Source organism: Mucilaginibacter sp. P4_A11 (assembly GCF_056402535.1).
This window is the reverse complement of sequence record NZ_JBFUHE010000010.1, coordinates 170,387-196,926: the sequence shown is the minus strand read 5'-3', so window position 1 is coordinate 196,926 and position 26,540 is coordinate 170,387. Positions and strand designations below refer to the sequence as shown.

General features: G+C 41.9%; 18 protein-coding genes. 13 read left to right on the top strand and 5 right to left on the bottom strand.

Going from position 1 to position 26,540, the window contains the following annotated elements; translation table 11 throughout:
• The first annotated feature begins 84 nt into the window (after nt 1-84).
• Nucleotides 85-1,926 (top strand): right-handed parallel beta-helix repeat-containing protein, encoded by a 1,842-nt coding sequence (locus tag AC1DUD_RS19860; protein ID WP_477377527.1) that lies wholly within the window; start codon nt 85-87, stop codon nt 1,924-1,926.
• Between the two features lie 35 nt (nt 1,927-1,961).
• Here the strand turns inward: AC1DUD_RS19860 and AC1DUD_RS19855 are convergent, their stop codons facing one another.
• Complete coding sequence (locus AC1DUD_RS19855; RefSeq protein ID WP_477377525.1) at nt 1,962-2,471, bottom strand: class I SAM-dependent methyltransferase; 510 nt, start codon at nt 2,469-2,471, stop codon at nt 1,962-1,964.
• 15 nt (nt 2,472-2,486) lie between these two features.
• A complete protein-coding gene (locus AC1DUD_RS19850) occupies nt 2,487-2,882 on the bottom strand; it encodes a hypothetical protein (RefSeq protein WP_477377523.1) in 396 nt (131 codons plus the stop codon).
• A 164-nt stretch (nt 2,883-3,046) separates the two neighbouring features.
• On the opposite strand from AC1DUD_RS19850, the gene AC1DUD_RS19845 reads away from it, so the two are divergent.
• From AC1DUD_RS19845 to AC1DUD_RS19815, 7 genes are all read left to right on the top strand, one after another.
• Nucleotides 3,047-6,058: a glycosyl hydrolase gene (locus AC1DUD_RS19845; RefSeq protein WP_477377521.1), complete on the top strand. Its 3,012-nt coding sequence runs from the start codon at nt 3,047-3,049 to the stop codon at nt 6,056-6,058.
• Nucleotides 6,059-6,416: 358 nt separating this feature from the next.
• Nucleotides 6,417-6,947, top strand: coding sequence for an RNA polymerase sigma factor (locus AC1DUD_RS19840; protein ID WP_477377519.1), 531 nt, complete (start codon nt 6,417-6,419; stop codon nt 6,945-6,947).
• 36 nt (nt 6,948-6,983) lie between these two features.
• Complete coding sequence (locus AC1DUD_RS19835) at nt 6,984-8,129, top strand: FecR family protein (RefSeq protein WP_477377517.1); 1,146 nt, start codon at nt 6,984-6,986, stop codon at nt 8,127-8,129.
• Nucleotides 8,130-8,376: 247 nt separating this feature from the next.
• On the top strand, nt 8,377-11,898 hold the full coding sequence (locus tag AC1DUD_RS19830) for a TonB-dependent receptor (protein ID WP_477377515.1): 3,522 nt from the start codon (nt 8,377-8,379) through the stop codon (nt 11,896-11,898).
• A gap of 19 nt (nt 11,899-11,917) precedes the next feature.
• A complete protein-coding gene (locus AC1DUD_RS19825) occupies nt 11,918-13,894 on the top strand; it encodes a RagB/SusD family nutrient uptake outer membrane protein (protein WP_477377513.1) in 1,977 nt (658 codons plus the stop codon).
• 48 nt (nt 13,895-13,942) lie between these two features.
• Nucleotides 13,943-15,139: a DUF5000 domain-containing lipoprotein gene (locus AC1DUD_RS19820; RefSeq protein WP_477377511.1), complete on the top strand. Its 1,197-nt coding sequence runs from the start codon at nt 13,943-13,945 to the stop codon at nt 15,137-15,139.
• 34 nt (nt 15,140-15,173) lie between these two features.
• The gene (locus AC1DUD_RS19815) at nt 15,174-16,418 is read left to right on the top strand and encodes a DUF4998 domain-containing protein (protein ID WP_477377509.1); all 1,245 of its coding nucleotides are present in this window, start codon (nt 15,174-15,176) and stop codon (nt 16,416-16,418) included.
• A 305-nt stretch (nt 16,419-16,723) separates the two neighbouring features.
• Here AC1DUD_RS19815 and AC1DUD_RS19810 read toward each other — a convergent pair whose 3' ends face one another.
• Both AC1DUD_RS19810 and AC1DUD_RS19805 read right to left on the bottom strand, forming a co-directional pair.
• The gene (locus tag AC1DUD_RS19810) at nt 16,724-17,938 is read right to left on the bottom strand and encodes an MFS transporter (protein WP_477377507.1); all 1,215 of its coding nucleotides are present in this window, start codon (nt 17,936-17,938) and stop codon (nt 16,724-16,726) included.
• Between the two features lie 76 nt (nt 17,939-18,014).
• Complete coding sequence (locus AC1DUD_RS19805) at nt 18,015-18,290, bottom strand: ArsR/SmtB family transcription factor (RefSeq protein WP_477377505.1); 276 nt, start codon at nt 18,288-18,290, stop codon at nt 18,015-18,017.
• Between the two features lie 232 nt (nt 18,291-18,522).
• Here AC1DUD_RS19805 and AC1DUD_RS19800 point away from each other — a divergent pair, with 232 nt between their 5' ends.
• The gene (locus AC1DUD_RS19800; protein WP_477377503.1) at nt 18,523-18,831 is read left to right on the top strand and encodes a hypothetical protein; all 309 of its coding nucleotides are present in this window, start codon (nt 18,523-18,525) and stop codon (nt 18,829-18,831) included.
• Nucleotides 18,832-18,841: 10 nt separating this feature from the next.
• Here the strand turns inward: AC1DUD_RS19800 and AC1DUD_RS19795 are convergent, their stop codons facing one another.
• A complete protein-coding gene (locus AC1DUD_RS19795; protein WP_090525447.1) occupies nt 18,842-19,315 on the bottom strand; it encodes an Lrp/AsnC family transcriptional regulator in 474 nt (157 codons plus the stop codon).
• Nucleotides 19,316-19,463: 148 nt separating this feature from the next.
• On the opposite strand from AC1DUD_RS19795, the gene AC1DUD_RS19790 reads away from it, so the two are divergent.
• The 4 genes from AC1DUD_RS19790 to AC1DUD_RS19775 all read left to right on the top strand — a co-directional run bounded on the left by AC1DUD_RS19790 (nt 19,464) and on the right by AC1DUD_RS19775 (nt 26,532).
• Nucleotides 19,464-20,462: an NAD-dependent epimerase/dehydratase family protein gene (locus AC1DUD_RS19790; RefSeq protein ID WP_477377500.1), complete on the top strand. Its 999-nt coding sequence runs from the start codon at nt 19,464-19,466 to the stop codon at nt 20,460-20,462.
• 12 nt (nt 20,463-20,474) lie between these two features.
• Nucleotides 20,475-21,329: a sigma-70 family RNA polymerase sigma factor gene (locus tag AC1DUD_RS19785; RefSeq protein WP_477377498.1), complete on the top strand. Its 855-nt coding sequence runs from the start codon at nt 20,475-20,477 to the stop codon at nt 21,327-21,329.
• A gap of 355 nt (nt 21,330-21,684) precedes the next feature.
• Nucleotides 21,685-24,054, top strand: a complete 2,370-nt coding sequence (locus AC1DUD_RS19780) for a response regulator (protein ID WP_477377496.1) — start codon at nt 21,685-21,687, stop codon at nt 24,052-24,054.
• A gap of 99 nt (nt 24,055-24,153) precedes the next feature.
• Nucleotides 24,154-26,532 (top strand): TonB-dependent receptor, encoded by a 2,379-nt coding sequence (locus AC1DUD_RS19775; RefSeq protein ID WP_477377494.1) that lies wholly within the window; start codon nt 24,154-24,156, stop codon nt 26,530-26,532.
• Nucleotides 26,533-26,540: the final 8 nt, after the last annotated feature.

Below are 26,540 nucleotides of genomic sequence, written 5' to 3'. Positions count from 1 at the left end.
ATTAACCAGCGTTTTTTTTAAGAAATTTATAAAAACTGTGTGTAGGTGTTATCTACACTATATATTCGTAAACTGATATATACTATGAGATACTTCTTCGCAAAATACCTGTTGCTTTCGGGCCTGTTAATGATATGCAGTTTGTTAAAAGCTCAAAATAAGCCGGTTGAATATTTAGCGCTGTCAGCCCGGCACATTTCTCCCGGCAATCGCACATATTACATCGATCCTGCTAAGGGTAATGATAGCAACAGCGGAACGACCCCTGCCAAATCATGGAAAACATTTACCGGGATTAACAGGCTTATCTTATCGGCGGGTGATAATGTGATGGTTTTATCACCGGGGAAATTTCACGAAACAATGGCTGTTGTAGCCCGTGGAACAAAAGAGAAACCCGTTACCATCAAATTTGCACCGGGTAAGTATGACTTTTTTCCGGATGGGGCCTTTAAAACGCAGTTACAGATCTCTAATACCAATGATGTTCCATATGGTTTAAAAGCAATCGCCCTGATGGTTGACAGCAGCCGGTTTGTAAATGTAACCGGCAGCAGCTCCCTGGTCAATTTAAGGGGAAAGATGATCGAAACCTATATTAATCATAGCAGCAACATCAAGTTAAACGGTTTAAGTTTCGACTATCACCGGCCAACGGTTTCGGAATTTAAGATCACCGAGTTAACGGAGAATCACGCAGATGCTGTGGTTAATAACGATTCGGAGTTTAGTGTTAGGGATAGTATATTGAATTGGATTGGTGAAGGCTGGCATTATCAGCCTGATTCATACTGGCAACAATATGACCCGGCAACGCGCATGCTTGAGCGGCTGGATATCCCGCAGCAAAATCTGAAATATGCAGCTCTGACTCCGCACCAGGTCCGCATATTTTTCAAGCAAAACCCCGGCTTTCAAAAAGGCATGATTTATCAAAACCGGGATGTTACCCGCGATTGTGCCGGAGTATTTATACAGAAAAGCAGCAACATCAGTTTAGATCATATCCGCATTTACTTTATGCACGGAATGGGAGTGGTAAGCCAGTTTAGTAAAAACCTTCGCTTTACTAATGTTAGCGTTAAAGCCCAAACAGGGCGCACCTGCGCCGCATGGGCAGATATACTGCATTTTTCGGGCTGTAGCGGTAAGATAGAAGTTGCCGGTTCATACCTGTCTGGTGCAAATGATGACGCCATTAACGTGCATGGTACGTTTTTAAAGATAACAGAAAAGCTTTCCCCAACACAGGTTAAGGTTAAATTTATGCATGATCAAACTTATGGGTTTGATGCTTTTTCGGCTGGTGACAGTATCGGCCTTGTGCACCCGGCAAGTTTGCTTACTTACCAAAACAATAAGGTGTTAAAGGTTCAGAAATTGAATAACAAAGAGTTTCTGCTGAACCTGGGCAACCCACTGCCTGAAGATATACAAACCGGTGATGTAGTAGAAAACATCACCGCCACACCCCAGGTATGGATCCATCACAATACTATTGAAAAGATCCCGACAAGGGGCATCCTGGTTACTACACGAAGAAAAGTACTTATCGAAAATAATGTGATTAACCGCACGCACAACAGCGCCATCATGATCAACGATGATGCTTCGAGCTGGTATGAATCGGGCGCTGTAAAGGACGTTACTATTCAAAACAATACGTTTTATAAATGTGGCGGCCCTGTTATAGGTGTGTTGCCGGAAAATAAAGTAATGTTAGCAGGTCCAGTTCACACCGGGATCAAAATAACAGGTAATAAAGTTATTTTGAAAGATGCACAATTTTTCGACGCCTCAAGTACCTCGGAAATAAGGATCAGCGGTAACCGGATAACCCCGGTTGGCGATGTTAAAAATATTGATAAGCTGATCAGCCTAAAGAACTGTAAGGATATCAAGATCCATACTAACCAGGTAAAGTAACAGCGCCTTATGGTACGGAAATAAGGGAGGGAGTTTTACTTGAAGACAAGCGCCGAATACATTATGCCAACAAACCTTGATGGACTTTCTGCCAGTTTAAGAGTTTGGTAACCCAGGCCGGTAAACTCATTATCTAATTTCTGAAAGGAGATAGGGTATGGCACCCATGGGTTGGATCTGGTGGTGTCATATTCAACGATCAGAAATTTGGGTCTGTTTGTAAAAACGTTTTCTAACTGCCTGATCAGTTTGGGTTTGTTAACTACAAAATGTAATGAATTAGCCATAAGTACTCCATCTAACGGGCTTACGGTTATTGGTTCATTTACAAAATCAGTTTTTCTGAAACCTATTTTGATTCCATTACTAATGGCTGGTAAGTGTTGATGGCTTTTATCAATAGCTGTAATATAACTTTCCGGAGGAAGGAGACTTGCAAGTGCCAAAGTAAAGGTTCCGGTGCCACAACCGAGATCGGCCCAGTGTTGAGGATCTTCACCTGTTATCCCTTTTTCTATCAGCGCTATAGCTTCAGATTGCCGCATGATTTAGATGTGTAACTAAAATTCGTCGGCCGTAGAGCGGCTATCAATATAGGGCGAACCATAAAAGCTGATAATTAAAAGCTGATGATCAACAAGGAAAGTCCATTCTGATGTTTGATCTTTTTTAAAGGTAACAACATCTTCACAGCCAAATGAATAATTAATATCCAATACTATGCGGAAACTTCCGTGGCCCGTAGCCGGATCAAACTTAATCCGGTCGAAATTCAAACGAAGCACTTCCGGCGAGCCTTCTGGGCGGAATTCGCGCTCAAGCGCATATTTAAGCTGCTCATAGTTTGCTGAAAAAGGCTCAAATAAAATGTTCAGAAGCTTCAATAAGCTTGCAGGTTCAACCTTTAGCTTATCAAGCTGTCCGTTTTGAAGTTTAATTTGCAAGCTGTTAATCATCGGTACAAAATTAAAAACAATAACCGGAATAAATGAAATGCGAAATACAGCCGATCTCTTCTGTCTATTACAGATCAAAAACTATAAATTAAATATCAAATAAGTGCTGTTAAATGAAGAAGAATTAAAATAGCTTTGATTTACCAGTTGTTTTCACTTTACAAATGTATAAACCTTTCATAATATCGCTCATAGTTTCTATCTGTATTCAATTTACCGCCCAGGCGCAATTAACTAAATTGAAAGCCGGTTTCATTAATCCGCCTGATAGCGCGAAGCCGGGTGTGTACTGGTATTTTATGGATGGAAATATGTCGGCCAGCTCAATCACTGCGGATTTGGAGTCGATGAAAAAAGCAGGTATTGGAAACCTCATTTTTTTAGAAGTGAATGTGGGTATCCCGCGCGGCTCAGTTGATTTTTTGAGCGAAGAGTGGCAAAATATGTTTGCCCATGCTGTAAAGGAAGCAAAACGCTTAGGCATTGAAATAACCCTCGGCATAGGGCCGGGATGGACTGGCAGCGGCGGTCCATGGGTGCCAGTTTCGCAATCCATGCAGCATTTGGTAAGCAGCACCGTTAATATGGCAGGAGGCACAGGTGAGCAGATCATATTACCCGTCCCACAGCCAAAGGCTCCTTATTTTGGCGAAGGTGCATTTACACCGGAATTAAAAAAACAATGGAGCGATTTTTACGAAGATGTGGCTGTAATTGCCTATCCAACACCTGCGATAGCATCGGCCAAAATAGCCGATATAGATGAAAAAGCACTGTATTATCGGGCTCCATATTCATCGGTAGCGGGCGTCAAGCAATATCTTCCTTATACAACAACGTACCAGGAACCGGCTAAAGATGCTGTTATAGATAAAAGCAAGATCATCGACCTAACCGGCAAACTACATGCAGATGGCACGCTGAATTGGATTGCCCCAAAAGGAAACTGGACAATTATGCGATTGGGCAAACGGAATAATGGCGCTATCACCCGCCCGGCGCCTGTGCCTGGGTTGGGTTTTGAAGCAGACAAGTTTGATACCGTTGCACTAAGGGAGCATTTGGACAATTATGTTGGCAAGCTGCTCCATAAAACCGGTAAGCCTGATGTGGTTGCGCAGGGTGGTTTAAAGAGATTGCATATAGACAGCTGGGAAATGGGTGCACAAAACTGGACCAGTAATTTTCGGGCGGAGTTTATTAAAAGAAGAGGTTATGATCCATTGCCTTATTATCCTGTTTATGCAGGTAATATAGTTGAAAGTAATGAAATAAGTGAGCGCTTTTTGTGGGACCTGCGGCAAACCGCGCAGGAATTGATTTTAGAAAACCATGCTGGTTATGTGAAACAGTATGCACATAAGCTTGGGCTGAAATTATCAATTGAGCCTTACGACATGAACCCAACGGCCGATCTTGAACTGGGTAATATTGCCGATGTGCCGATGTGCGAATTCTGGAGCAAAGGATACGGCTTTAACTCATCTTTTAGCTGTATGGAAGCAACTTCCATCGGGCATATAAATGGTAAATCATTAATCCCTGCAGAGGCCTTTACAGCCGATAATGATATGTGGAAACAATACCCGGGATCGATGAAAAACCAGGGTGACTGGGCATTTGCCACAGGTATTAACCGTTTTGTTTATCATACCTTTCAAAACCAGTTCCTGGCCGACTCTTTAAGACCCGGTGCGACAATGGGGCCTTATGGTGTACATTGGGATAGGAATCAAACCTGGTGGCCCATGGTGAGCGGTTATCATGATTACGTGTCGCGATGCCAGTACATACTACAGCAGGGCAGGTCTGTGGCCGATGTGTTGTATCTTACTCCTGAAGGCTCCCCGCATGTTTTCAGGCCGCCATCATCAGCCATGGATGGTGATGTAGTGATCCCCGACAGAAAAGGTTATAATTTTGATGGATGTTCGCCAGGGCAGTTATATAAGGCCCAGGTTCATAATGGACAGATTGTATTCCCAGGTGGCGCAAGCTACAAACTGCTGGTGTTGCCCGCTGTTAAAACGATGACAGCGGCACTATTACAAAAGATCGCTCAATTGGTAAATGAAGGTGCTATAGTACTTGGTTCACCGCCGGTAAAATCTCCGGGGTTATCAAATTACCCAATGTGTGATATGCTGCTTAGCACCATGGCAAAAAAACTTTGGGGCACTTTGCAGGAGCCAGACCAACAAACCGAACATCGATATGGGAAAGGGAAATTGATATGGGGCGGCGAGTTGAATAAAAACATTGACGATCTCTATCCGGCATATGACCTTACTGCCACGATCCTGAAGAAAATGAACATTCAACAGGATTTTGCCTCAAATGGTCAATTGCGATATACCCACCGTAAGGTTGGCGATGATGACATTTACTTTGTATCCAATAGAGCAGATCAAGAGGTTGAGGCTACTGCATTATTCAGGAGCGTTAATGGTACCGTACAGTTATGGGATCCAATAACAGCAAAGATTAGGGTGCTGCCCGAGCACTCCAGGAACGGCGAGGTTATTTCAGCGCCGTTAAAGTTTGAGCCTTACCAAAGTTATTTTGTAGTATTTACTAAAGAGGCCTCCGCTGCAACAAACCGAAAAAACTTTGCCGGGTATAAGATTATAAAAACATTGCAAGGCCCATGGCAGGTAAGTTTTGATCCTAAATGGGGAGGGCCAAAATACGTTCAATTTGATGAACTAAAGGACTGGACCCAACGGCCGGAAGACGGAATCAAACACTACTCAGGCATTGCGGTTTATCATAAAACATTTGATCTGCCTATCTCTTTGTTGCGGCAACAAAGCAAAAAAATCAGCCTTGACCTTGGCGAAGTAAATAGTATGACCAGGATTAAAGTGAATGGTAAAAATGCAGGTATACTATGGACTGCCCCCTGGCGGATTGATATTACCAACGCTGATTTGAAAAAGCACAACCAATTGGAGATTGAAGTGGTAAACCTTTGGCCAAACAGGTTAATTGGTGATGAAAGATTACCGGAAGACGGGATTCAAAACGATGGAATGTGGCCCGAATGGTTAACAAAGGGTACACCCCATAAAAGCAAAAGGTTCACTTTTTCAACCCATAAATTCTTTACAGAAAACTCGCCTCTATTAAAATCAGGGTTAATTGGCCCGGTTACACTTCAAAAAAGTGATTTTTGATAGCTTGATAAAACGAGGCATAAGTAAGTTCTAAACTTCAGCCTTTAAGGTTCCTGTATCTTTTAGTTTAATTGTTATAAGAACATTAATTTTGTTGCGATATCGATTGCTTTGATGCTTTGTTTTCAATATCGCCGATTATTTGCTGCAATAAGTTCTTGCATCTGTTTTATCTATAAATTTTACCTTTCATTATGGTTGATAAGTTCAAAGGCTTATATTTTGACCTCAGGTTTTGAATAATTCATGTATTTTCAATATTTTTTTAATAATTGTTGTTTTGACAATAAAAGTTTTTACATTTAGCTTTCTATAAATAGCCCAACCTATTTAATTATAAACCAGTTAAGACCAATTCATGGAGATTTTGAACGATTCTCATATTCTTGAGCAATTAAAATTGGGGAACAAGGAGGCCTTTGAGGCAGTATTTAAAAAATACTACAGGCTGCTTAATGTATCTGCTTTTTATATTTTACGTGATGAAATGGAAGCCGAGGATACCGTTCAGGGTTTTTTTGTTGATCTTTGGGAAAGACAATTGTACACCAACATTAATTCGTCATTAAAAGCCTATTTAACTACATCCATCCGCAACAGGTGCCTGAAGAAAGTTGAAACCGAAACACGAACACAAAAAAAATTAGTTGATTATAAATACACGCTTACCGAAATAGAGGAGGAGGAAGTACCTGTACCAGAAATTTACCCGGAAAAAATACTGGCTGATTTGTCCATGCAACGGATGCAGGCCTTTACCCTGGTACATTATGAGCAAAAAAAGTATAAAGATGCGGCCCTTGAAATGGGTATCAGCATAAATTCTTTAAAAACTCATTTAAAGCTGGCAATAAAAACTTTAAAAGAAGGGTTAAAAAGTGCCAAATAAGTTCACCCTTTTATCCATAATGAGGTCTTATTAATAATGACATACGATAAAGAGTATATTCAGGAGCTAATAATTGAACAAATAGCGGGCACGATAAGTAAGGAGGAAAGCCATTTGCTTGATGAAGCTATACAAAATGATCCCCGGCTAAAACAGCTGTGGGATGAAATGCAACAGACATTAAATTCACATAAAGCCCAAACTTTCTTTAATAATATTGATGAAAACAAAGCATGGGATAAAATAGAGCCCGAAATAACGCCGGTACGATCAATTAACCCTCGTCGTAAAGAGGTTTTGAAATGGCTCTCAGTAGCGGCTTTACTGTGTATTGCCTTCACCGCAGGTTATTACTGGCGGCAAATTCCAGTTAATGAATCTGTTGTTGCCAAAAAAGATCTTAAAGCTCCGGCCATCGAACTAAGGATGGCAAACGGGCAGCAGATCAACCTGTCTGATACAAGCAAAAAGGTAATAAATATGCCCTTTGCCCATTTAAAGAAAGGCGCTAATGGGTTAAGCTATCAGGTTGATAATAACAAAAGTGAAGAGTGGAGCACACTTGTTATCCCTTCAAAATTAAATTACCGGATAGTACTTTCAGATGGTACCCAGGTTTGGTTAAATTCGGTATCAAGTCTGCGCTTTCCGTTTTCCTTTTTAGGCAAAACCAGGGAAGTTTATTTAACGGGTGAGGCCTTTTTTAAAGTTGCAAAAAATGCTGGTCATCCGTTTATAGTACATACCGGCCAAACCAATATAAAAGTTTTAGGTACGGAGTTTAATGTGAATACTTACCAGGCCAATGAAACAGTAACTTCTTTGGTTGAAGGCTCGGTATCAACAAGTGGCCAGGATAAACAAAGTATACATTTACAGCCGGGTTACCAGGCTGTTTACACTTCTGGCGCAGGCTTCCAGGCTCAGCCATTTGATCCCGCCATTGAACTGGCCTGGATGAATGATATTTATTATTTCCATAACACCAAACTCCACGAAATAAGTGATGTGCTGTTACGCTGGTTTGATGTTAAAGTAGTTTTTGACAATCCGGCGAAAGCTGATGAAGCATTTAGCGGGGCTATTCAAAAAAATAAACCAATTGACGTTTTTATTCAGAATATTAAAGCGTCGGCCGGTGTTAATGCTATTTTGAAGGAGGGGGTTCTGCATATCAGGTAATACAGCTACGAGAACTCTCAATTAAACTCACACTTGTTTTTCCGGATCATTTTATATCTCGCTTTTAAGCTTGCAGGAACCGTTTGCTTTCATTAGTCGAATAGCTGTTCAAGATAACATGTTGAAATATTGGTAATTAACGCTGCTGCTCTGCATTGTCATAAAAAAAATACATTTTTTTTTATTTCCGTTCACCCGTTTCATCTGGATCGGGTCTTAGAGAAAACCAAATCATAAACCCAATAATATGGATAGAATTTTATTCAGCCGGCGGCTCATACTGCCCTTTATTTTTCTTTTATTGGTAACCCGGTATAGTGCCGTGCAGGCGCAGAATACGGGGCCAGTAACACTTAAAAAGGCTAACATTAGCTTAGCCGAAGTGTTTAAATCAATTAAAAAGCAAACAGGCCTGACTGTTTTTTACAGTAACAATCTTTTAAATGATAAAGAGCTTGTTACCGTGGATTTTAAAAACGCCGAATTAAAAGAAGTGTTCGGTGTTCTTTTAAAAGGAAAAAACCTCAACTACGTATTGCGCGACCAGCTCATTGTTATCGAAAAAAGTGAACTTGCGCCCGTTGTAACCCCAATTAAAAAAGAGCCTGCGGGGTCTGTTGTCCCCAAAAGGGTACAAGGTATTATTACTGATGATAAGGGCCTTACTTTACCGGGTGTAAGTGTTAAGGTTAAGGGAACCGTGAATGGTGCGCAATCAGATGTAGACGGAAAGTACACCCTTAATTTAAAAGAGGGGGGAAATTCGGTTATTGTATTTTCATTTGTGGGGTCAAAATCGCAGGAGTTTGAACTTTCAAATTATCCCTTATCTGCCGCGGGCACTTACAAAATTGACGTACAAATGGGAGCAGATAAAAACGCCCTTGAAGAAGTCACCGTTGTTGCCTACGGTACGCAAAAAAAGACAAGCCTTGTTAGCTCGATTACTTCTATAAACCCAAAACAGCTCAAAGGGCCGTCAAGCAACCTTACTACTATGCTTGCGGGTGTTGTACCGGGGATGATCTCCTACCAAAGAAGTGGTGAGCCGGGTGCTGATAATGCCCAGTTCTTCATAAGGGGCGTAGGCACGTTTGGTGCGGGCAAGGTTGATCCATTGATATTGATCGACGGTATTGAATCAGCTACTACCGATTTGGCGAGGCTTCAGCCAGATGATATATCGGGTTTCTCGGTATTGAAAGACGCTACAGCTTCGTCATTATATGGTGCAAGGGGAGCAAACGGCGTAATATTGGTAACCACTAAACGCGGTGATGTTGGTGCCGTAAAATTCAATATCCGTGGTGAAAATTCAACATCTTCAAACATCAGAAATATTGACCTGGCCGATAATATTAGTTATATGACACTGGCCAATGAAGCCGTGCTCACCCGCAACCCGCTGGGCATTTTGCCTTATTCGCAAAACAAAATAGATCATACTGCAAAAGGCGATGACCCGCTGCTATATCCCAGTAATAACTGGATCAAGCAGCTTATCAAAACCAAAACCAATAACCAAAGGTTTAACATGAACGCCAGCGGTGGGTCAGAAAAAGCTAAGTACTACCTGGCCATGACCTACAATATTGATAATGGCAACCTGGCCGAGAATAGTCTTAACAATTTCAGCAATAACATTAAGCTGCAATCATACTCTATTTTATCAAATACCACCTTAAATCTTACTAAAACCACCGAGGTGGTGGTGAGTTTAAAAGGTCAGTTTGATAGTTATCATGGCCCTATCGGTGGTGGTGGTTACACCTTTTTAAATGCTTTATGGAGTAACCCCGTGGCTTTTCCAGCTATTTACCCCGGCAACTTATTGCCGTATGTAAACCATCCGCTTTTTGGTAACGCCATTATACCCGGTGGCGGCTTGTATATGAACCCATACGCGCAATCCCTCTCTGGTTTTCAAAGCTCCAATACCAGTACACTAACAGCGCAATTAAACTTAAGTCAAAAGCTTGATTTTATTACGCAGGGTTTAGCCGCAAGGGCAATGGCATATACAACCCGCTATTCATACTTCACTGTTTCACGCCAGTACAGCCCTTATTATTACCAATCAGATGTAGTTAACGGAACGTTTAACGGCTTATCACTGCTTAATAACGGATTGGTAGGCAGCAGCGTTGGTAATACCCCAACCGAGTATCTGACGTATAATCAGGATCCCGCTGCAAATATTTCAAACTCTATAACTTACATTGAAACAGCCGTAACCTATAACCGCACCTTTGCTCAAAAACATGCCGTTAGCGGGTTATTGATCGGTACTATGCGTAATTACCTTACCGGCAATGCCAAAACATTACAATTATCACTGCCTTCACGCAACCAGGGGGTATCGGGCAGGTTTACTTACGGTTATGATAACCGCTATCTGTTTGAGTTTAATTTTGGCTACAATGGCTCTGAGCGTTTTGCAAGTAATCACCGCTTTGGCTTTTTTCCTTCTGTAGGTGCCGGCTGGGTAGTATCAAACGAGAAGTTTTTTGAACCACTGCTGTCAACTATTGACAACCTTAAATTCAGGTTTACCTATGGTTTAGTGGGTAATGATCAGATCGGAAAGCCGGAAGACCGTTTCTTCTATCTGTCTGATGTTAATTTAAATAATTTAAATAGTAACTACTCTAGTCAGTTTGGAACCAACTACCTGTATAGCAGGCCTGGTGTAGTAACCAATCGTTATGAAAATCAAAATATTACATGGGAGCAATCAAGGCAAACCAATTTGGGTATGGATTTAACTGTAGCCAAAAACTTTACCTTGACTGTTGATGCCTATCAACAAAAACGTGATAATATTTTGATGGTACGCAGCACCATCCCTACCTCTATGGGTTTACAGGCTGATATATCCTCAAACGCGGGCAAGTCATCCAGTACAGGGGTGGATATTGCTATGGATTATAAGAAAAGCTTTAACAACTCTTTCTGGATCCAATCGCGCGGCACACTTACCTATGCTAAAAGCAAGCTGTTGAAAAATGAAGAACCTGTTTATCCAAGTAATCTGCAGTACCTGAGCAAGGTAGGTAACTCCTTAAGCCAAATATATGGTCTTGTTGCCGAGCGGTTATTTATTGACAATGTTGACGTAGCCAACTCGCCTGTACAAAGTTTTGGCGATTACAAAGCAGGCGATATTAAATACCGTGATATGAATGGTGATGGAAAAATAACCAGCTCGGATATTGTACCGATTGGTTACCCACAGGTTCCGGAAATTATATACGGCTTTGGTTTTTCTGTTGGATATAAAAACTTTGATATCAGTGCATTCTTCCAGGGATCGGCAAGGTCTTCTTTTGTGATCAATTCGGCAGATATTTCTCCTTTTTATTTAGTGAGCGGTCGGCAGGATAATGGTCTTAACACAGGTAACCAAAGCGGCTTGTTAAAATCAATTGCCGATGATCACTGGTCGGAAGATAACCGTAACCCTTACGCGTTTTGGCCACGCTTAAGCAATACCATACAAGCAAACAACAGCGCAACACCAAATTCTCCAACATCAACATGGTGGTTAAGAAATGGCTCGTTCCTACGCCTGAAGTCTGCAGAACTTGGGTACAATTTCACTAAAAATCAGCTCAAATTTATCCATTTGAATAGCGCACGTATCTATTTAAACGGTTTAAACCTATTAACCCTAAGCAGCTTTAAGCTTTGGGATCCCGAAATGGGCACGTCTGGCCTGGGGTATCCAATTCAAAAAGTATTTAACGTAGGTCTGAGGGTAGAATTTTAAAAGCTTTCAAATTAATTATATGAAAAGTAATTTTATACAAAAAATTAAGCATTCAGTATTAAGTCACGCGCCTAAAGGAAATATTTCCCTGGCAATAATGATCTTAGTAATGATTGTGCCGGTATCATCCTGTAAAAAATCATTTCTGGATGTTGTTCCTGATAACGTTTCAACGGTAGCTAATGCTTTTGTTTCACAAACCGAGGCCGAAAAGTATTTATTCACCTGCTACTCATACCTGCCTACGGAAACAGATCCTACTTACAACGTTGGGCTTACCGCCGGTGATGAAGTTTGGGTAGAAGACCCTGCAAATCACATACGGTCAACAAATGTACTGCAGTTGCCAAGAGGCTTCCAAACCTCTTCAGATCCTATTGCCAATTATATGAATGGCACCAGGGATGCAGCTGCAAATTATAAAGCCATACGTGATTGTAATGTTTTTATTGAAAATGTAAGCGACCAAACCAAAGTACGCGACCTTAATATCGATACACGTGAACGCTGGATAGCCGAAGCGCAGTTTTTAAAGGCTTTTTATCATTTCCAGCTATTTAGGGCTTATGGGCCGATACCTATTATTGATAAAAATCTGCCTATTGACGCATCTATTGATGATATACGGGTAAAACGTCGTCCGGTTGATGAAGTAGTTAATTATATAGCTGGCTTATATGATCAGGCGGCTGCAAAACTACCTTTAACAATCCGGAATGAGGGAAGTGAGCTTGGACGTGTTACCAAAGCCGCAGCTTTGAGTATGAAAGCCAAATTGTTGGTAACGGCTGCCAGCCCTTTATTTAATGGTAACCCAGATTATAATTCATTTAAGAATAAGGATGGGGAGCAATTGTTTAACCCTGCCTTTAGCGTCGAAAAATGGCAGCGGGCGGCTGATGCCTGTAAAGCGGCCATAGATTTCTGTGAGTCGCAAAATATACGCTTGTATACTTTTCCTACGCCAACTAATCCGCTTAGCCAAACTACCATGACGCAAATGGGCATCAGGAATGCGATGAGCGAAAAATGGAATGAGGAATTGATTTGGGGTTTAACCGCTAATAATAATATCAACTTTAATTCATTTTTCCAGTCGATGTGTGCGGGCCAGTATGATTTTAACAATGCGGATGCTGCTAAATCGGCAAACCGCCCATTGCTTGGCCCTACTTTAAAAATGGCTAAAATGTTTTATACTAAAAACGGGGTGCCTATTAATGAAGATAAAACACTTGATTTTAGCGATATAGCCCAGTTAAGGGTTGGTACCCATGATGAGCGTTTTAACATCAAAGAAGGCGAAACAACTGCCAGGCTCAACTTTGACAGGGAACCACGTTATTATGCCGACCTTGGATTTGACCGCGGTGTGTGGTATATGGCCAACAGCCCAACTAAAACCGATGAAGATACCTGGTGGATGAAGGCCCGCGGTGCTGAGGTAGGTCAGTCGTCACCTATTCCAATTGCAGGTTTTTACATGAAAAAAGCCCTTAACTGGCATTATGAATGGGCAACAGTTACCTATATCAATTACCCTTGGCCCGAAATGCGCTTGTCCGATCTGTATTTACTTTATTCTGAAGCATTAAATGAAGCGCAGGGGCCTGTGGCTGATGTGTATACCTACATAAACCGTGTAAGGGCAAGGGCGGGACTTCCCACTGTTCAGGACGCCTGGACTAATTACAGCATTAATCCAACCAAATACACTACAAAGGATGGTATGCGCTCAATCATTCAGCGCGAGCGCAGCCTTGAGCTTTGTTTTGAAGGTCACAGGTTTTGGGATCTTTTACGCTGGAAGACAGCCGGTATTGAACTCAATGGAAACGTAACGGGGTGGACAATAAGTGAAAATTCGCCTGGCCTGTATTACCGGGAAAGGTTGATTTTTTCGAGGCACTTTGTGATTCCACGCGATTATTTATGGCCAATAAAAGAAAGCGATTTACTGGTTAACCAAAACCTGGTTCAAAACCCTAACTGGTAGATGTATAGCGATAATATGTTTAACAATAAAAGCATTCACATGGAAACAATGAAATTACGAGCTGCTTTCTGTATCTGGTTGTTAGCAATAATAATAACAGGCTGTAAGCAGGAAACACTTAATAAACCAACTATAACCAATAATAATGCACCGGGGGTTGTTACCAATGTGCAGGTGCAAAACCAAAACGGCAAGGCCAGTTTAACATATACACTGCCTGGTGATAATGATCTGTTTTACGTAAAAGCCGTTTACGAAACCTCTCCCGGTAAAACACGCGAGGTAATAGCATCGCGCTATACAAATACTTTAACTGTTGACGGCTTTGGCGATACACTGGCACACGTCATAAAGCTTTACGCGGTAAATTCAAGCGAAAAAGTCTCGGCACCTGCTAATGTTACAGCCAATCCTTTAACCCCACCGTATCTTCTTGCTTATCGGTCACTTAAAATAACTGCTACTTTCGGTGGTTTCAATATCGCTTGTGATAACATCAGTCAGGATAACCTGGTTATTGTGCCAATGGTTGATACCGCTAACAATGGCTTATATGTGCAGACAAAAGGGATGGACAATGTGTACAGTAACAGCATTTCAATAAAGGCTGCTGTAAGAGGTCAGCCGGCTATTGAACGTAAGTACGCTTTTGTTGTAAGGGATAGGTTTTTAAATAAATCAGACACCTTGTTTTTAAAGCTTACTCCGTTTTATGAGGAGCAGTTTTCCAAATCGGATTGGTCGGCTTATGTTCTGCCTGGTGATGCCACCAACCTGTATTCATATACCGATGTAACTAAAATTTTTGACGGAAACTTTACTGGTGGCTGGCCAAACTGTCTCTTTACCGTTGAAAGTGCCGGAAGCCCACAAATGGTAACGATTGATCTTGGTAAGCAGCGGGTACTCAGTCGCTTTATCCTCAATCCTTTCATTGAGATAGGTAATGTGTACTATGTAAGGGGCAACCTGCGTGATTTTGAAATATGGGGCTCTAACTCGCCAAACGTGAATGGCGCACTTGATGCTTCATGGACAAAATTGTTGACTTGTAATATAGTGAAACCATCTGGCTCTCCATCGGGTACAGAAACGGCGGCTGATTACAAATATGCACATGACGGGTGGGGCTTTGATTTTCCGGCCGGATTAGGTGCTTACAGGTATATCAGGATCAGAAGTCTTCGGAACTGGACAGGCTCGTACTTTATGAGTATCAGTGAATTTACCATGTTTGGAAAGTAATAAGGCTGAGGTATTTATCAATTTAATTACAATCATGAAAATATATAAAATAACATCATACTATCTGTTAGTGCTGGCCGCTTTCATCATGAGTGCCTGTACTAAAATGGATGATTATAAAAAGAAATATGAGCCCAACGGGGCAATTATATATCCGGGCAAACTGGATTCCGTACAGGTATTTTCGGGCAGGAACCGGGTCTTACTAACCGGCCTGTTTACATCCGATCCTAAAATTGTGAAATACCGGGTATACTGGAATAGCAAACAGGATTCGATAGAAACGCCGGTTACGCGTACATCAGGGGTTGATACAGCAAAATTGTTCATACCTAATTTACCTGAAGGTACAATGACCTTCGAGGTTCGCACTTTCGATAATGGAGGGCATATTTCCGTTCCGGTTACATTGGCTGCCAATGTATATGGTAGCCTTTATCAAAGTTCACTTATTAACCGGGGTATAATTGCGGTCAAATTACAAACAGATGGCTCGGCGCTAATTAACTGGGCGGATGTGAATGCTGATGACGGATTGGTTTCAATGGAACTTAAATACACTGACGCTGCCAACAAACAGCGCGATACAATAATCGTGTCGCAGCCAACTGGTTTAAGCACATCCCTGCCTAACTTTAATGCTGGAAAAGCGCTTAGCTACCGTACAGGTTTTAAGCCCAATAAAACAGCTATTGATACCTTTTATGTTGATTACATAGATCAGAAAGTGATCGATGTAACCAATGCTTACCTTTCAAACACAGGCCCTTTTCAAAGAAATACTTTTGATGGTCGTTGGGGAACACTTGCCGCTCCATGGATAACCAACGCGGCAGCCAAAAATAAAGATGGTGGTACCAATGGTGGCTATAGCTCTGATGGTGGGGGCACTCTTAATTGGGAAACGTGGAATAATACACCTGTTGTAAATGGCATAGTATACCAGCCTACATCTTCGCCACTCTCGGCAGGTAGTTATACTGTGTCGTTCGACGCTTATTCGGAGGTACAATCAAATTCGTCTGTTTATTGTGTAACAGCTGCCGGCGGGAACGGCATTCCTGTACTTGCAAATCTTTCAACCGCGTTGGGATCTGTAAGTCTGTATAACGGTGCAAAGGTAGGTACAGCCAGCCCAAGTTCAAGGGATGTAAAAACTTTTACTTTCTCACTGAGTTCTCCGCAGGTGGTATCAATTGGCTTTTTAGGTAACATTGTCGGGAATGGCAATCCGGGTAGCTATTTCACTGTGTTTAACATTAAATTGTACAAGAACTAAGAATCAGTAAAAAAGATAAAAAGATTGTTATGGTTGTTTAAATTGGATTGGTACCGACGTTTCATCAGGGTTTCTCGCAGAGGACCCTGATGTATACGTTATACAGATTCTCTGTTTTGAATATTCTTGTGGATGTTTAAAGCGCGTTGAATTATGCGAGATGTCTTGAGGAGAGAGGAAAAGAATGAAAAACGTCATTGTTATAAGCAATGACGTTTTTTCTATAATGTTTTTGAAATACTGCTTTTAAACAGCTTTCAAAACTTGTAACAAAACTGGATCTCTGAACAATCAGAAAGGTTTAATTATTCATAAACGGCTACCTGTACCGGCTCGGGTTCAGGCTCAGCTATTTCTTCAAAAATTGGCGATGTAGCTTTTTGCTCAGCATTTGAGGTGATAAAACTCATTCCAAACGCAAGTAAAAGCAACGGCACTGTCATCCAGATCACTTCATGAATGCCGTAATGAGCAATTACAAAACCACCCAATAAAGTACCTAAAGTAATACCGGCATTAAAAAAGGAGGGGAGAAGACTGTTCACAAAGTCAAGCGCGGGTTCCTGGATTCCGTGAGTAAGCTGTATGTTGGCGGCCAGAAATCCCCCGGTATGTATAAATCCCCAAACCGAAAGAATAATAACCATAGGAATAAAGTTCCCGCCAAATTGGTAGGCCAATATATGGGTTGCAACCAATGAAAGTAAAAACAGGCGAACGGTAAGCGTTACATTTTTACTCAATGCTATACCCATAAGCCAGTTTCCGGCTATACCTGTACCGCCAAACACCAGCAGCATGATACTAATTTGTGCCCCGCTCATGCGCGATACTTTGTCCAGGTATTCGGCAAGGTAACCGTAAGTAGCAAACATCCCCGCCAGGATAATAGTTGAAGCCAATAGCTTAACCCATAAATGAACGTTGCGCAGTAGCTTTAACTGGCTTTTAGGACTTGCCTGTTCTTCATTAACCGGCATTGATGGTGCAAAGAGTGCCAATGCGCCAAACGCCAGCAAGTTAACAATAGCTGATACAACAAAAGATGCTCTCCAGCTGAACAGATCGGCCATGTAAGTGGTTAACGGGACACCAAGCACGGTAGCAACGCTAAGCCCTGCCATAACTATAGAAATAGCCTTTGGTGCATCTTTTGGCCCTGCCTGCTTTGCGGCGGCTGTCATAGATACCGCCCAAAATACAGGGTGTAGAAATGCCGGTAATATCCTGGCTATCATAAGCACGGTAAAGTTGGGCGCTATTGCGGATAACAAGTTGGAAATAACAAAGATCCCCAATACCAAACACATAATAAACTTGCGGTTAAGGCGTGCTGTAAGCATATTAGTAAATGGACCTGCAAGCGCAACAGTTAATGCAAAAGCACTCAGTAACCAGCCTGCTGTATCAATGGAAATATGAAATTCCTTTACCAGGTCGGGAAGGATGCCAATGACGCCAAACTCGGTAGTTATGATGCCGAAGGCACCAAGGGCCATAATGTATATTGATTTATTCATGAGTTGATGTATTTAAATATTTGAATGTTTCGATGTTTTTAATCAAAAGCTCAGATTTGATTTTGAAAATTAATACTTAGCCTTTCAATTCGTTCAGGCAGGCAATGTACTCGTCAAGCACTTCCTGGTTCAGTACATACTTAAGGTTGCGGCCTTCTTTTTGCGATAAAAGTAAATCGGCATCAACCAATTGTTTAAGGTGGTGGGATACAGATGGCTGGGTAAGGTCAAGCAAATCATTTACCTCTGCACAGTAAAGGCAGTCCTTCTTTTTTTTAAACTGCTGTAAAATAGCTATCCGGTTTGCGTCACTCAATGCCCTGGATATTTTCTCTATTTTTTTGTTGTCCATTATTCTTTGCTGCGATGTTGTTGATCGCATTGATAATACAAAGGTAGAATAATATTAATATATAGAAATGTTTCTATGTATATAAAACACAGAAATGACAATTATAACGTGCAAATAAAATAGTTTATGGAAAGTTGGTGTTAAGTAGTGTTTCTGATTTTTGGCGCAAATGCCCCTGTTGGTTGGCACGTTTACCTGTTTTGCACCAGGGTATTAACCTTAATTTTACGATATGAAAGTAGTAAGAGTACAATACACCACCAGGCCCCAATTTGCAGCCATCAATCAACGGAACATAGCTGCCATTGTTGAAGAATTAAAACAACTAAATCATCCCGGTATCAAATATACCGCATGGCTATTGCCCGATGGTAAAACATTCATGCACTTTGATCAGCTTGAAAATGAAGAAGCCCACCTGGTTTTACAGGGGTTGGCTTCGTTCCATAAATTTGCTGAAGAACTTGAGGCCAGTGATTTAGAAGTTGAACCTAAACTTGAACTGCTTACGCTCGTAGCTTCTACAGAAGCTTATTTTTAACAACCTGAAATTACTGTTTACCTATTGGTAGTGCAGTTTCTGTTTTAGCAGCCTTCATCACCAGTTTGGTTTCTACCTTACCAATGGCTACGACCGCGAAAAGCCGGTTCATCAAAAAATCGTAGTACTCTTTACGGTCTTTTACGGTTACCTTAAGGATAAAGTCAAAATCGCCGGTAAGGTGATAGCATTCCAGCACCTCTGGGAGTTTGATGATCTCGCTTTCAAAATGGCTTAAGCTGTGCTGACTGTGGTCTTTCAGTTGCACATGGGTAAAGGTCATGAAATCAAGTTCCAGTTTTTCATGATCAAGCACTGCAACATATTTTTTAATATAGCCGCGTTCCTGCAATGAACGGATACGGTTATTGATCGGAGTAGTGGTTTTGTTAAGCTTAAGGCCTATCTCCTGGCCTGTAAGCCGTGCATTTTCCTGCAACAGCTGGAGTATGCGGATATCTGTTTCGTCGAGTTGATTAAGCATAAAAGTTATAAAAACTAAAATATAAGCTTTAAATATTTACCTGAAGTTTTAAAACCTGTTTTTAAATGTGTTTTTAGCCTTAAAAACCAAATTTTAAGTACTCTATGGATTATGAGGTTGTGAATATACAATTTTACATCATAATTCTATGGAACACAACAAAAATCAACCATCACCGGTAATCCTTGTTACCGGCGCCCGCGGGCAGATCGGTACGGAACTGGTTGCCGCTTTAAGGAACGTTTATGGCAGGAAACAGGTAATTGCTACCGACCTGCATGATGCTGCAAAAATACCCGATCAGGAACGGCCGTACCACCAGTTAAACGTGCTGGATAAGGATGAACTGGAAAACCTGGTTGTTACCTATGGTGTAACGCAAATATATCACCTGGCAGCTACTTTATCGGCCAAAGGAGAGGAAGCTCCGCTAAAAGCATGGCACCTGAATATGCAAAGCCTGTTGAATATATTGGAAGTGGCCAAAGATCATAAATTAGATAAGGTGTTTTGGCCAAGCAGTATTGCGGTATTCGGGCCGTCAACAGCCCGCAAGATCAGTCCGCAGGATGCTTTGCTCGATCCGCAAACGGTTTATGGCATAAGCAAGGAAGCGGGCGAGCAATGGTGCGCCTACTACAGGGAACAATATGGGCTTGATGTGCGCAGTATTCGTTATCCCGGCCTGATCAGTTATAGCGCCCCTGCCGGTGGGGGTACTACTGACTATGCAGTGGCTATATTTCATGAAGCCTTGCAAAAAGGATCATACGAATGCTATCTGAACCCCGACACTGCTTTGCCGATGATGTACATGGAGGACGCAGTGAGGGCAACCATTGAACTGATGAGTGCCCCTGCTAAGGCCCTTAAAGAACGTGGCGCATATAATATCGGTGCATTAAGCTTTACACCTGCCGAATTGGTAACAGAATTGCAAAATCACCTGCCTGGTTTTACTATCAGCTACAACACAGATAAACGCCAGTCAATCGCAAACTCGTGGCCGGCCGGGGTTGATGACAATGAAGCAAAGCAAGACTGGAACTGGCAACCCGAATATGATCTTGCTGCCATGACCGCTGATATGCTTCATCACCTGGCACCTGTTTATAAAAATGATAGCAATACTGCAACCGTGAGCTAAACGTCGGTAGTAATGAAAGAGCTGAATATTACCCAATCTATCACTGCCCGGGATGCCGCTTCACTGGAGAAGTATTTTAGCGATATAACCCGTGAACCAACCATCAGTGCCGAAGAAGAAGTGCTGTTAGCCGGAAAGATCCGGCAGGGCGACCTGTCGGCTTTGCATAAGCTTGTAAGGGCAAATCTGCGTTTTGTGGTTTCGGTGGCGAAAAAGTATCAGCACCAGGGAATGCCCATGGGCGATTTGATAAGCGAGGGTAATTTAGGTTTACTTGAGGCCGCGAAACGTTTTGATGAAACCCGCGGCTTCAAGTTTATATCTTATGCTGTTTGGTGGATCAGGCAGCGCATCATGGAAGCGCTCCTTGATAAAACAAGGATGATCCGCCTGCCTGCCAACCAGGTTGATATGATAGTTCATGTTAACAGGGCAACGGGCGTTTTGGAGCAACAACTGGAGCGACTGCCCGTTCAGGATGAGATTGCCGCATTTTTGGAAACTGCTGAGTGGAAAGTAAAAGAGGCATTGTATGTTGCTCCCTTTACACATTCATATGATAAATCGGACACACCTGGCGATGGTGGGTACAGTCTGCTCGATCGTTTACATATTGACGAACCCGGAGCTGAAGGCCTTTTGGAGGCATCCCAGCTTAAACAACAGCTTGATGATTTACTCAACAAGCTGAACGGTGCCGAGCGGTCCGTTATATTTTACCATTATGGGCTCGATGGGCACAGCGAGCTGTCGGCTCCCGAAATAGGCAACCGGCTTGGGGTTAGCGCAGAACGGGTGAGGCAACTACGAAACCGGGCTATCAATAAGCTTAAGGAAAGCGCCGGCTTGCAAAAACTTGAAGTTTAGGTTATCCCTCTTTATCCTATCTGCTTCGAATTTCATTGGTTCAGCAAACGTTTGAAGTAAGTTAATCTAACCCAAGGCGGCAGGATAATTTCCAGCCGTTTTTTTATTAATAACATTATTCGTTCTTATCGACATAACATTAACTATTACTACTTAAATTGAATGCCAATTTAACCCATTGTTTATATTGGTAAATGAGCCACAATAAATAGTTCACAATATTCGTATGGGTTGCTATATTCACACTTTATTATAAAGACCCCTGAGCTTAATAATGATAAATAAACCCTATTCCGCACCCCGGAAGGAAACAAATTGATGAGCTTTCGATTTTTATAGTAACTGCCGTAAATCAATGAAAGCCAGCAAGCTTATATATATAGCATTTATTTTATTAACAGGCACCATTGCAAAGGTATCTGCACAAACAAACTATGTAGCTGCGGTACACGGTGTATTAGATCTTCGCAATAAATCCATTAATGATAAAATTGAACTAACCGGTAATTGGTTGTTTTATTGGAATCAGCTGGTAAACCCAAATGATACAGCTGTTATTAAAGACAGGCTGCTGGTTGAATTTCCCTTTAAATGGAATGGATATACGTGGCGGGGAAAAAAACTACCTGCATTTGGTTATGGTACTTACCGGCTTAAAATTTTACTTCCCTCAAAGCATAGCGCATTGAAGCTGGGAATGCCCGATGTTTACAGTGCATACAGGCTTTATATCAACAGTAAATTAGCATCATCAAACGGCACGGTAACCACTTCTCCCAAAGGTTTTGAAGCACATTGGGAGTACCACGCTATTGATCTGCCCAATAGTGATACGATCAATATCACATTACAAATTTCCAACTTTATACACAGTAAGGGAGGTATTGGTAAGCCCATATTTATAGGCCCTGCAGAAAGAATAGACCTTGCCCGTCATCAAGCCGAAGGTATCGATCTGATGTTGACGGGTTGTTTACTCATGGGCGGGCTATTTTTCCTTGGCTTATACTTGTTGGGTAGCCGTGATAAAGCCATTTTACTTTTTGCCCTGTTCTCTATAGTTTATAGTTACCGCATCATTGGTACAGACAACTATGTGCTGCACACCTTATTACCCGATATTAACTGGTACATCACAGCAAGGCTGGAGTATATGAGTCTGTTTTTAGGAATAGGCTTGTTTGGCTTATATACCAGTTATTTATACCCGATAGATGTCAATAACCGGGTTGTAAATACTATCAATGGCGTGTCCTTTTCGTTTACTTTGATGACGCTGTTTAGTCCTGCCTGGATTTTTACCCAATTGGTGAACCCTTTTTTAGTGGTAATGTTATTTTGCCTGGTTTATATTCCGTATGTATACTCAAAGGCCTGGCGTAATGATAGGCCGGGATCTGTTTATGCATTGATGAGTGCATTTGCTTTAATGTCGGTTTTTGGGATTTCTCTTTTTCACTATTGGGCATTAATACCTCCATTGCAGTTGGTTAGTTTTTTAGGGTATATCGCTTTTTTCTTTCTGCAATCGCTTGTTTTGGCACACCGGGTATCATTTGTATTGAAAAAGGCAAGGGCCGAAGCTGAGCAGGGATTAAAGGTTAAAAGTGAGTTTTTGAGCACGATGAGCCATGAGATCCGGACACCGCTTAATTCGGTAATAGGTATGAGCCATCTGCTGCTTAAGAACGAGCCGCGCGAAGATCAGATAGAACATTTGGATGTAATGCTTTTTTCGGCTAATAACTTGTTGGCCATAGTGAATGATGTGCTTGATTATAACAAAATAGAAGCCGGGAGAATAACTTTTGAACATATTGAAATGGACCTGGCGGCAATTGCCCGCAATGTAGTAGGCGGTTTGCAAACAACAGCTCATGATAAAGACATAACCCTGAGGCTCGATTTTGATAAGAAATTGCAGCATAAATTGCTTGGCGATCCAACCCGGCTATCGCAGGTGATCACTAACCTTGTTCATAATGCCATCAAGTTTACGCCAAGCGGCGAAGTTGTGTTAGGCATGGAAGTGAAGGAACAAAGCGAAACTAATGCTACATTGATGGTGTTTGTTAAAGATACGGGTATTGGCATTCCCCGCGGCAAACAGAAGCTCATATTTGAGCGCTTTACCCAAGCCGATTCGTCAATATCACGCAGCTTTGGTGGCACAGGTTTAGGGCTTGCCATCAGTAAAAAAATATTGGAGTTACAGGACTCCTCCTTGCAATTGATCAGTGAAGAAGGAGTGGGGTCGATATTCTATTTCATCAAAACCTTTGAAAAAGCCGGTAAGATACCCGAAGTGGTTAATGTTAACGTTAAACCCGATGCAACGGATAAGCTGCTGAGCGGGATTTCTATCTTACTGGTTGACGATAACCCGATGAACGTACTGGTAGCACAAACTTATTTAAAACGCTGGGGTGCGGCTACCGATGTGGCAACCAACGGCCAGGAAGCTCTTGACAAACTGGATACATCAAAACATCGTCTGGTGCTGATGGATTTACAAATGCCGGTGATGGACGGGTACGAGTCTACCAGGAAAATGAGATTGAATGGGGTAAGTATCCCCATTATAGCGCTTACTGCTAATCTTCCTAAGGATGTAGAAGACGAAGCTTATAAAATAGGTTTTGACGACATTGTGATGAAACCCTTTTTACCTGATGAACTGCATAGTAAAGTACTGCATTACGTTTTTAAGCAGGAGCACGCGTAAAATCTTCGCATCAAGCATTCCATTTATATCTGAATAAAAATTTCATTTGCTCATAGGGGTAAAATAATCCTGGCGTGTTTCAGGGGAAATTTTACTTAAATGAACAAGTTATCCTTATTACTTTTATTTATTTTACTGATCAAGGGCTATAAAGTCACGGCTCAGGTTAAACCCGGCGGAACAACTTTTACCCAAACCATAAAAGGTACAGTTGTCGAAAAAAGCTCAAAGCTTACCATGCCGGGCGTAACCGTGAAAGTTGTTTCCATACAGCCCGAAAGAGCAGGCATTACCGATGCAAATGGCGTTTTTCATATCACACAAGTGCCCATAGGCAGACAGGTAGTTGAAATTAGCTACGCCGGTTACAATAAAGTGGTTTTATCAGATGTGTTGGTAACAACCGGTAAAGAAATTGAATTAAATGTGGAGATGGAAGCAGCCAACACCCAGCTTAATGAGGTGGTTGTAAGCGCTACATCCAACAAACGCCCTATCAATTCAATGGCAATGGCCAGTGGCAGGTCATTCTCGCCCGAAGAAACTAACCGTTATGCCGGTGCCCTTTTCGATCCGGCGCGGATGGCGCAGGGCTTTGCCGGTGTGGTAGCTGGCGGCGATAATAACGAAATTATTGTACGCGGCAACTCACCTAAAAGTCTTCAATGGCGTTTGGAGGGGATCGAGATCATCAGTCCTAACCATTTTAATAATGAAGGCTCGGCAGGTGGTGGGGTAAGCATGCTCAACTCAACCGTGATTGGTACATCTGATTTTTATACAGGCGCGCTCGCCGCCGAGTATAACAATGCCACTGCTGGTGTTTTTGACCTCCGTTTCAGAAAAGGAAATACCGATAAACGTGAATACACCTTTACCGCAGGCGTACTGGGCCTTGGCGCAACCATGGAAGGGCCATTCTCAAAGGGTGGAAATGCTTCTTATTTAGTCAGCTATCGTTATTCAACACTTGGTTTGCTTAAAGCTGTAGGTGTTGACGTATCTGATTCTGGCATCCCGCAATACCAGGATTTATCTTTTAACCTCGTTTTCCCGACAAGAAGCATGGGTACATTCTCCGTATTTGGCGTAGGCGGTGCGGGTAATGTAAATACCGATGCTAAACGCGATACTACCAAATGGGATGAGAGGATGGATTCGTACGATCTTCGTTATAATTATAAAGCCGGAAGTGTTGGCCTGAAGAATATCTTTATCGCCAATAACAGGCTTAATTTCAGTAATATCGTATCTTTCTCAGGCAGTCGTAATGCATCGAAGGTAGATAGCCTCACGTCTAAATTTGAGCCGAGTTTATTGCAGAAAAATCATTATGATAATACGGCTATCCGCTATGCGGGTATCGTAAATTATCGCTCGGGCGAAAACAACAACATTCGGGCAGGCTTAAACGCAGGCTTCCTTACCTATAATTTATATGACCTGGAATACCAGCGTGATACACACGATCTTAAAGAGCTGTTAAATCAGAAAGGCAGTGCAGCAACTTTTGATGGGTTCATTCAAAATAAACATGATTTCGGTAATAAGCTGAGCTTAAACACCGGTATCCATGTCAACTATTTTGACTTGAGTAAAACCTGGAGTTACGAACCAAGGGCTGGTCTTAACTGGCACGTGACAGCCGATCAGGAAATATCGTTAGCGGCAGGTGCTTACAGCAGGCTTGAACCATTGTCTTTTTATTTTGCCAAAAGTGCCGAATCGAACGATGCGGTGAGCACCAAACTTTCGCCAACCAAATCGGCTCAACTGGTGCTTGGTTATGAAAAGTTATTTTCCGGTCACCTGAAATTTAAGACGGAGGCATACTACCAGCATCTATATGATGTGCCTGTATCCAGCGATCCGGCTAATAATTTCTCTGTGCTTAACGTATCCGATAACTCTGCCATCAGCGGTACCGACTATCATTCGTTAGTGAACAAGGGAACCGGCAAAAACTATGGTATTGAGTTTTCTGTAGAGCGGTCGTTAAACAAAGGATATTATTTTATGATCACTTCTTCGGTGTTCAATTCAAAATACAAGGCCCTGAGCGGGCAGGAATTTAATACCACATTTAATACGCAGTATGTAACCAACCTGGTAGCGGGGAAGGAATGGGCTACCGGGCCTAATCATAAAAACCTGTTCGGTTTAAACGGAAAGGTTATTTATGCCGGCGGCAGAAAATATACACCTATTTTAGTTGATGAAACCTTTCAGCGCGATGAGCAGGTGATTGATCAGTCCAAAACCAACACATTAACTGCCGATCCCTATATTCGTGTCGATTTTTCGGCCAGCTACAGGATCAATAGCAAAAAAGTATCGCACTTTTTACTGCTCGATATCCAGAACCTGCTTAACAGGCGCAATAACACAGGTTTATTTTATAACCAGAGCAAGCGGATAATTGAGAAAAACAAATGGATAGGCATACTTCCAACCATTAATTACCGCATTGAGATTTAATTGAATGT

Excerpts from the sequence above, each read along its gene's own strand:
- AC1DUD_RS19845 (WP_477377521.1), top strand. The coding sequence starts at position 3,047 with ATGTATAAACCTTTCATAATATCGCTCATAGTTTCTATCTGTATTCAA.
- AC1DUD_RS19830 (WP_477377515.1), top strand. The coding sequence starts at position 8,377 with ATGGATAGAATTTTATTCAGCCGGCGGCTCATACTGCCCTTTATTTTT.
- AC1DUD_RS19835 (WP_477377517.1), top strand. The coding sequence starts at position 6,984 with ATGACATACGATAAAGAGTATATTCAGGAGCTAATAATTGAACAAATA.
- AC1DUD_RS19800 (WP_477377503.1), top strand. The coding sequence starts at position 18,523 with ATGAAAGTAGTAAGAGTACAATACACCACCAGGCCCCAATTTGCAGCC.
- AC1DUD_RS19820 (WP_477377511.1), top strand. The coding sequence starts at position 13,943 with ATGAAATTACGAGCTGCTTTCTGTATCTGGTTGTTAGCAATAATAATA.
- AC1DUD_RS19795 (WP_090525447.1), bottom strand. The coding sequence starts at position 19,315 with ATGCTTAATCAACTCGACGAAACAGATATCCGCATACTCCAGCTGTTG.
- AC1DUD_RS19815 (WP_477377509.1), top strand. The coding sequence starts at position 15,174 with ATGAAAATATATAAAATAACATCATACTATCTGTTAGTGCTGGCCGCT.
- AC1DUD_RS19840 (WP_477377519.1), top strand. The coding sequence starts at position 6,417 with ATGGAGATTTTGAACGATTCTCATATTCTTGAGCAATTAAAATTGGGG.
- AC1DUD_RS19775 (WP_477377494.1), top strand. The coding sequence starts at position 24,154 with ATGAACAAGTTATCCTTATTACTTTTATTTATTTTACTGATCAAGGGC.
- AC1DUD_RS19785 (WP_477377498.1), top strand. The coding sequence starts at position 20,475 with ATGAAAGAGCTGAATATTACCCAATCTATCACTGCCCGGGATGCCGCT.
- AC1DUD_RS19790 (WP_477377500.1), top strand. The coding sequence starts at position 19,464 with ATGGAACACAACAAAAATCAACCATCACCGGTAATCCTTGTTACCGGC.
- AC1DUD_RS19860 (WP_477377527.1), top strand. The coding sequence starts at position 85 with ATGAGATACTTCTTCGCAAAATACCTGTTGCTTTCGGGCCTGTTAATG.
- AC1DUD_RS19850 (WP_477377523.1), bottom strand. The coding sequence starts at position 2,882 with ATGATTAACAGCTTGCAAATTAAACTTCAAAACGGACAGCTTGATAAG.
- AC1DUD_RS19855 (WP_477377525.1), bottom strand. The coding sequence starts at position 2,471 with ATGCGGCAATCTGAAGCTATAGCGCTGATAGAAAAAGGGATAACAGGT.
- AC1DUD_RS19805 (WP_477377505.1), bottom strand. The coding sequence starts at position 18,290 with ATGGACAACAAAAAAATAGAGAAAATATCCAGGGCATTGAGTGACGCA.
- AC1DUD_RS19780 (WP_477377496.1), top strand. The coding sequence starts at position 21,685 with ATGAAAGCCAGCAAGCTTATATATATAGCATTTATTTTATTAACAGGC.
- AC1DUD_RS19825 (WP_477377513.1), top strand. The coding sequence starts at position 11,918 with ATGAAAAGTAATTTTATACAAAAAATTAAGCATTCAGTATTAAGTCAC.
- AC1DUD_RS19810 (WP_477377507.1), bottom strand. The coding sequence starts at position 17,938 with ATGAATAAATCAATATACATTATGGCCCTTGGTGCCTTCGGCATCATA.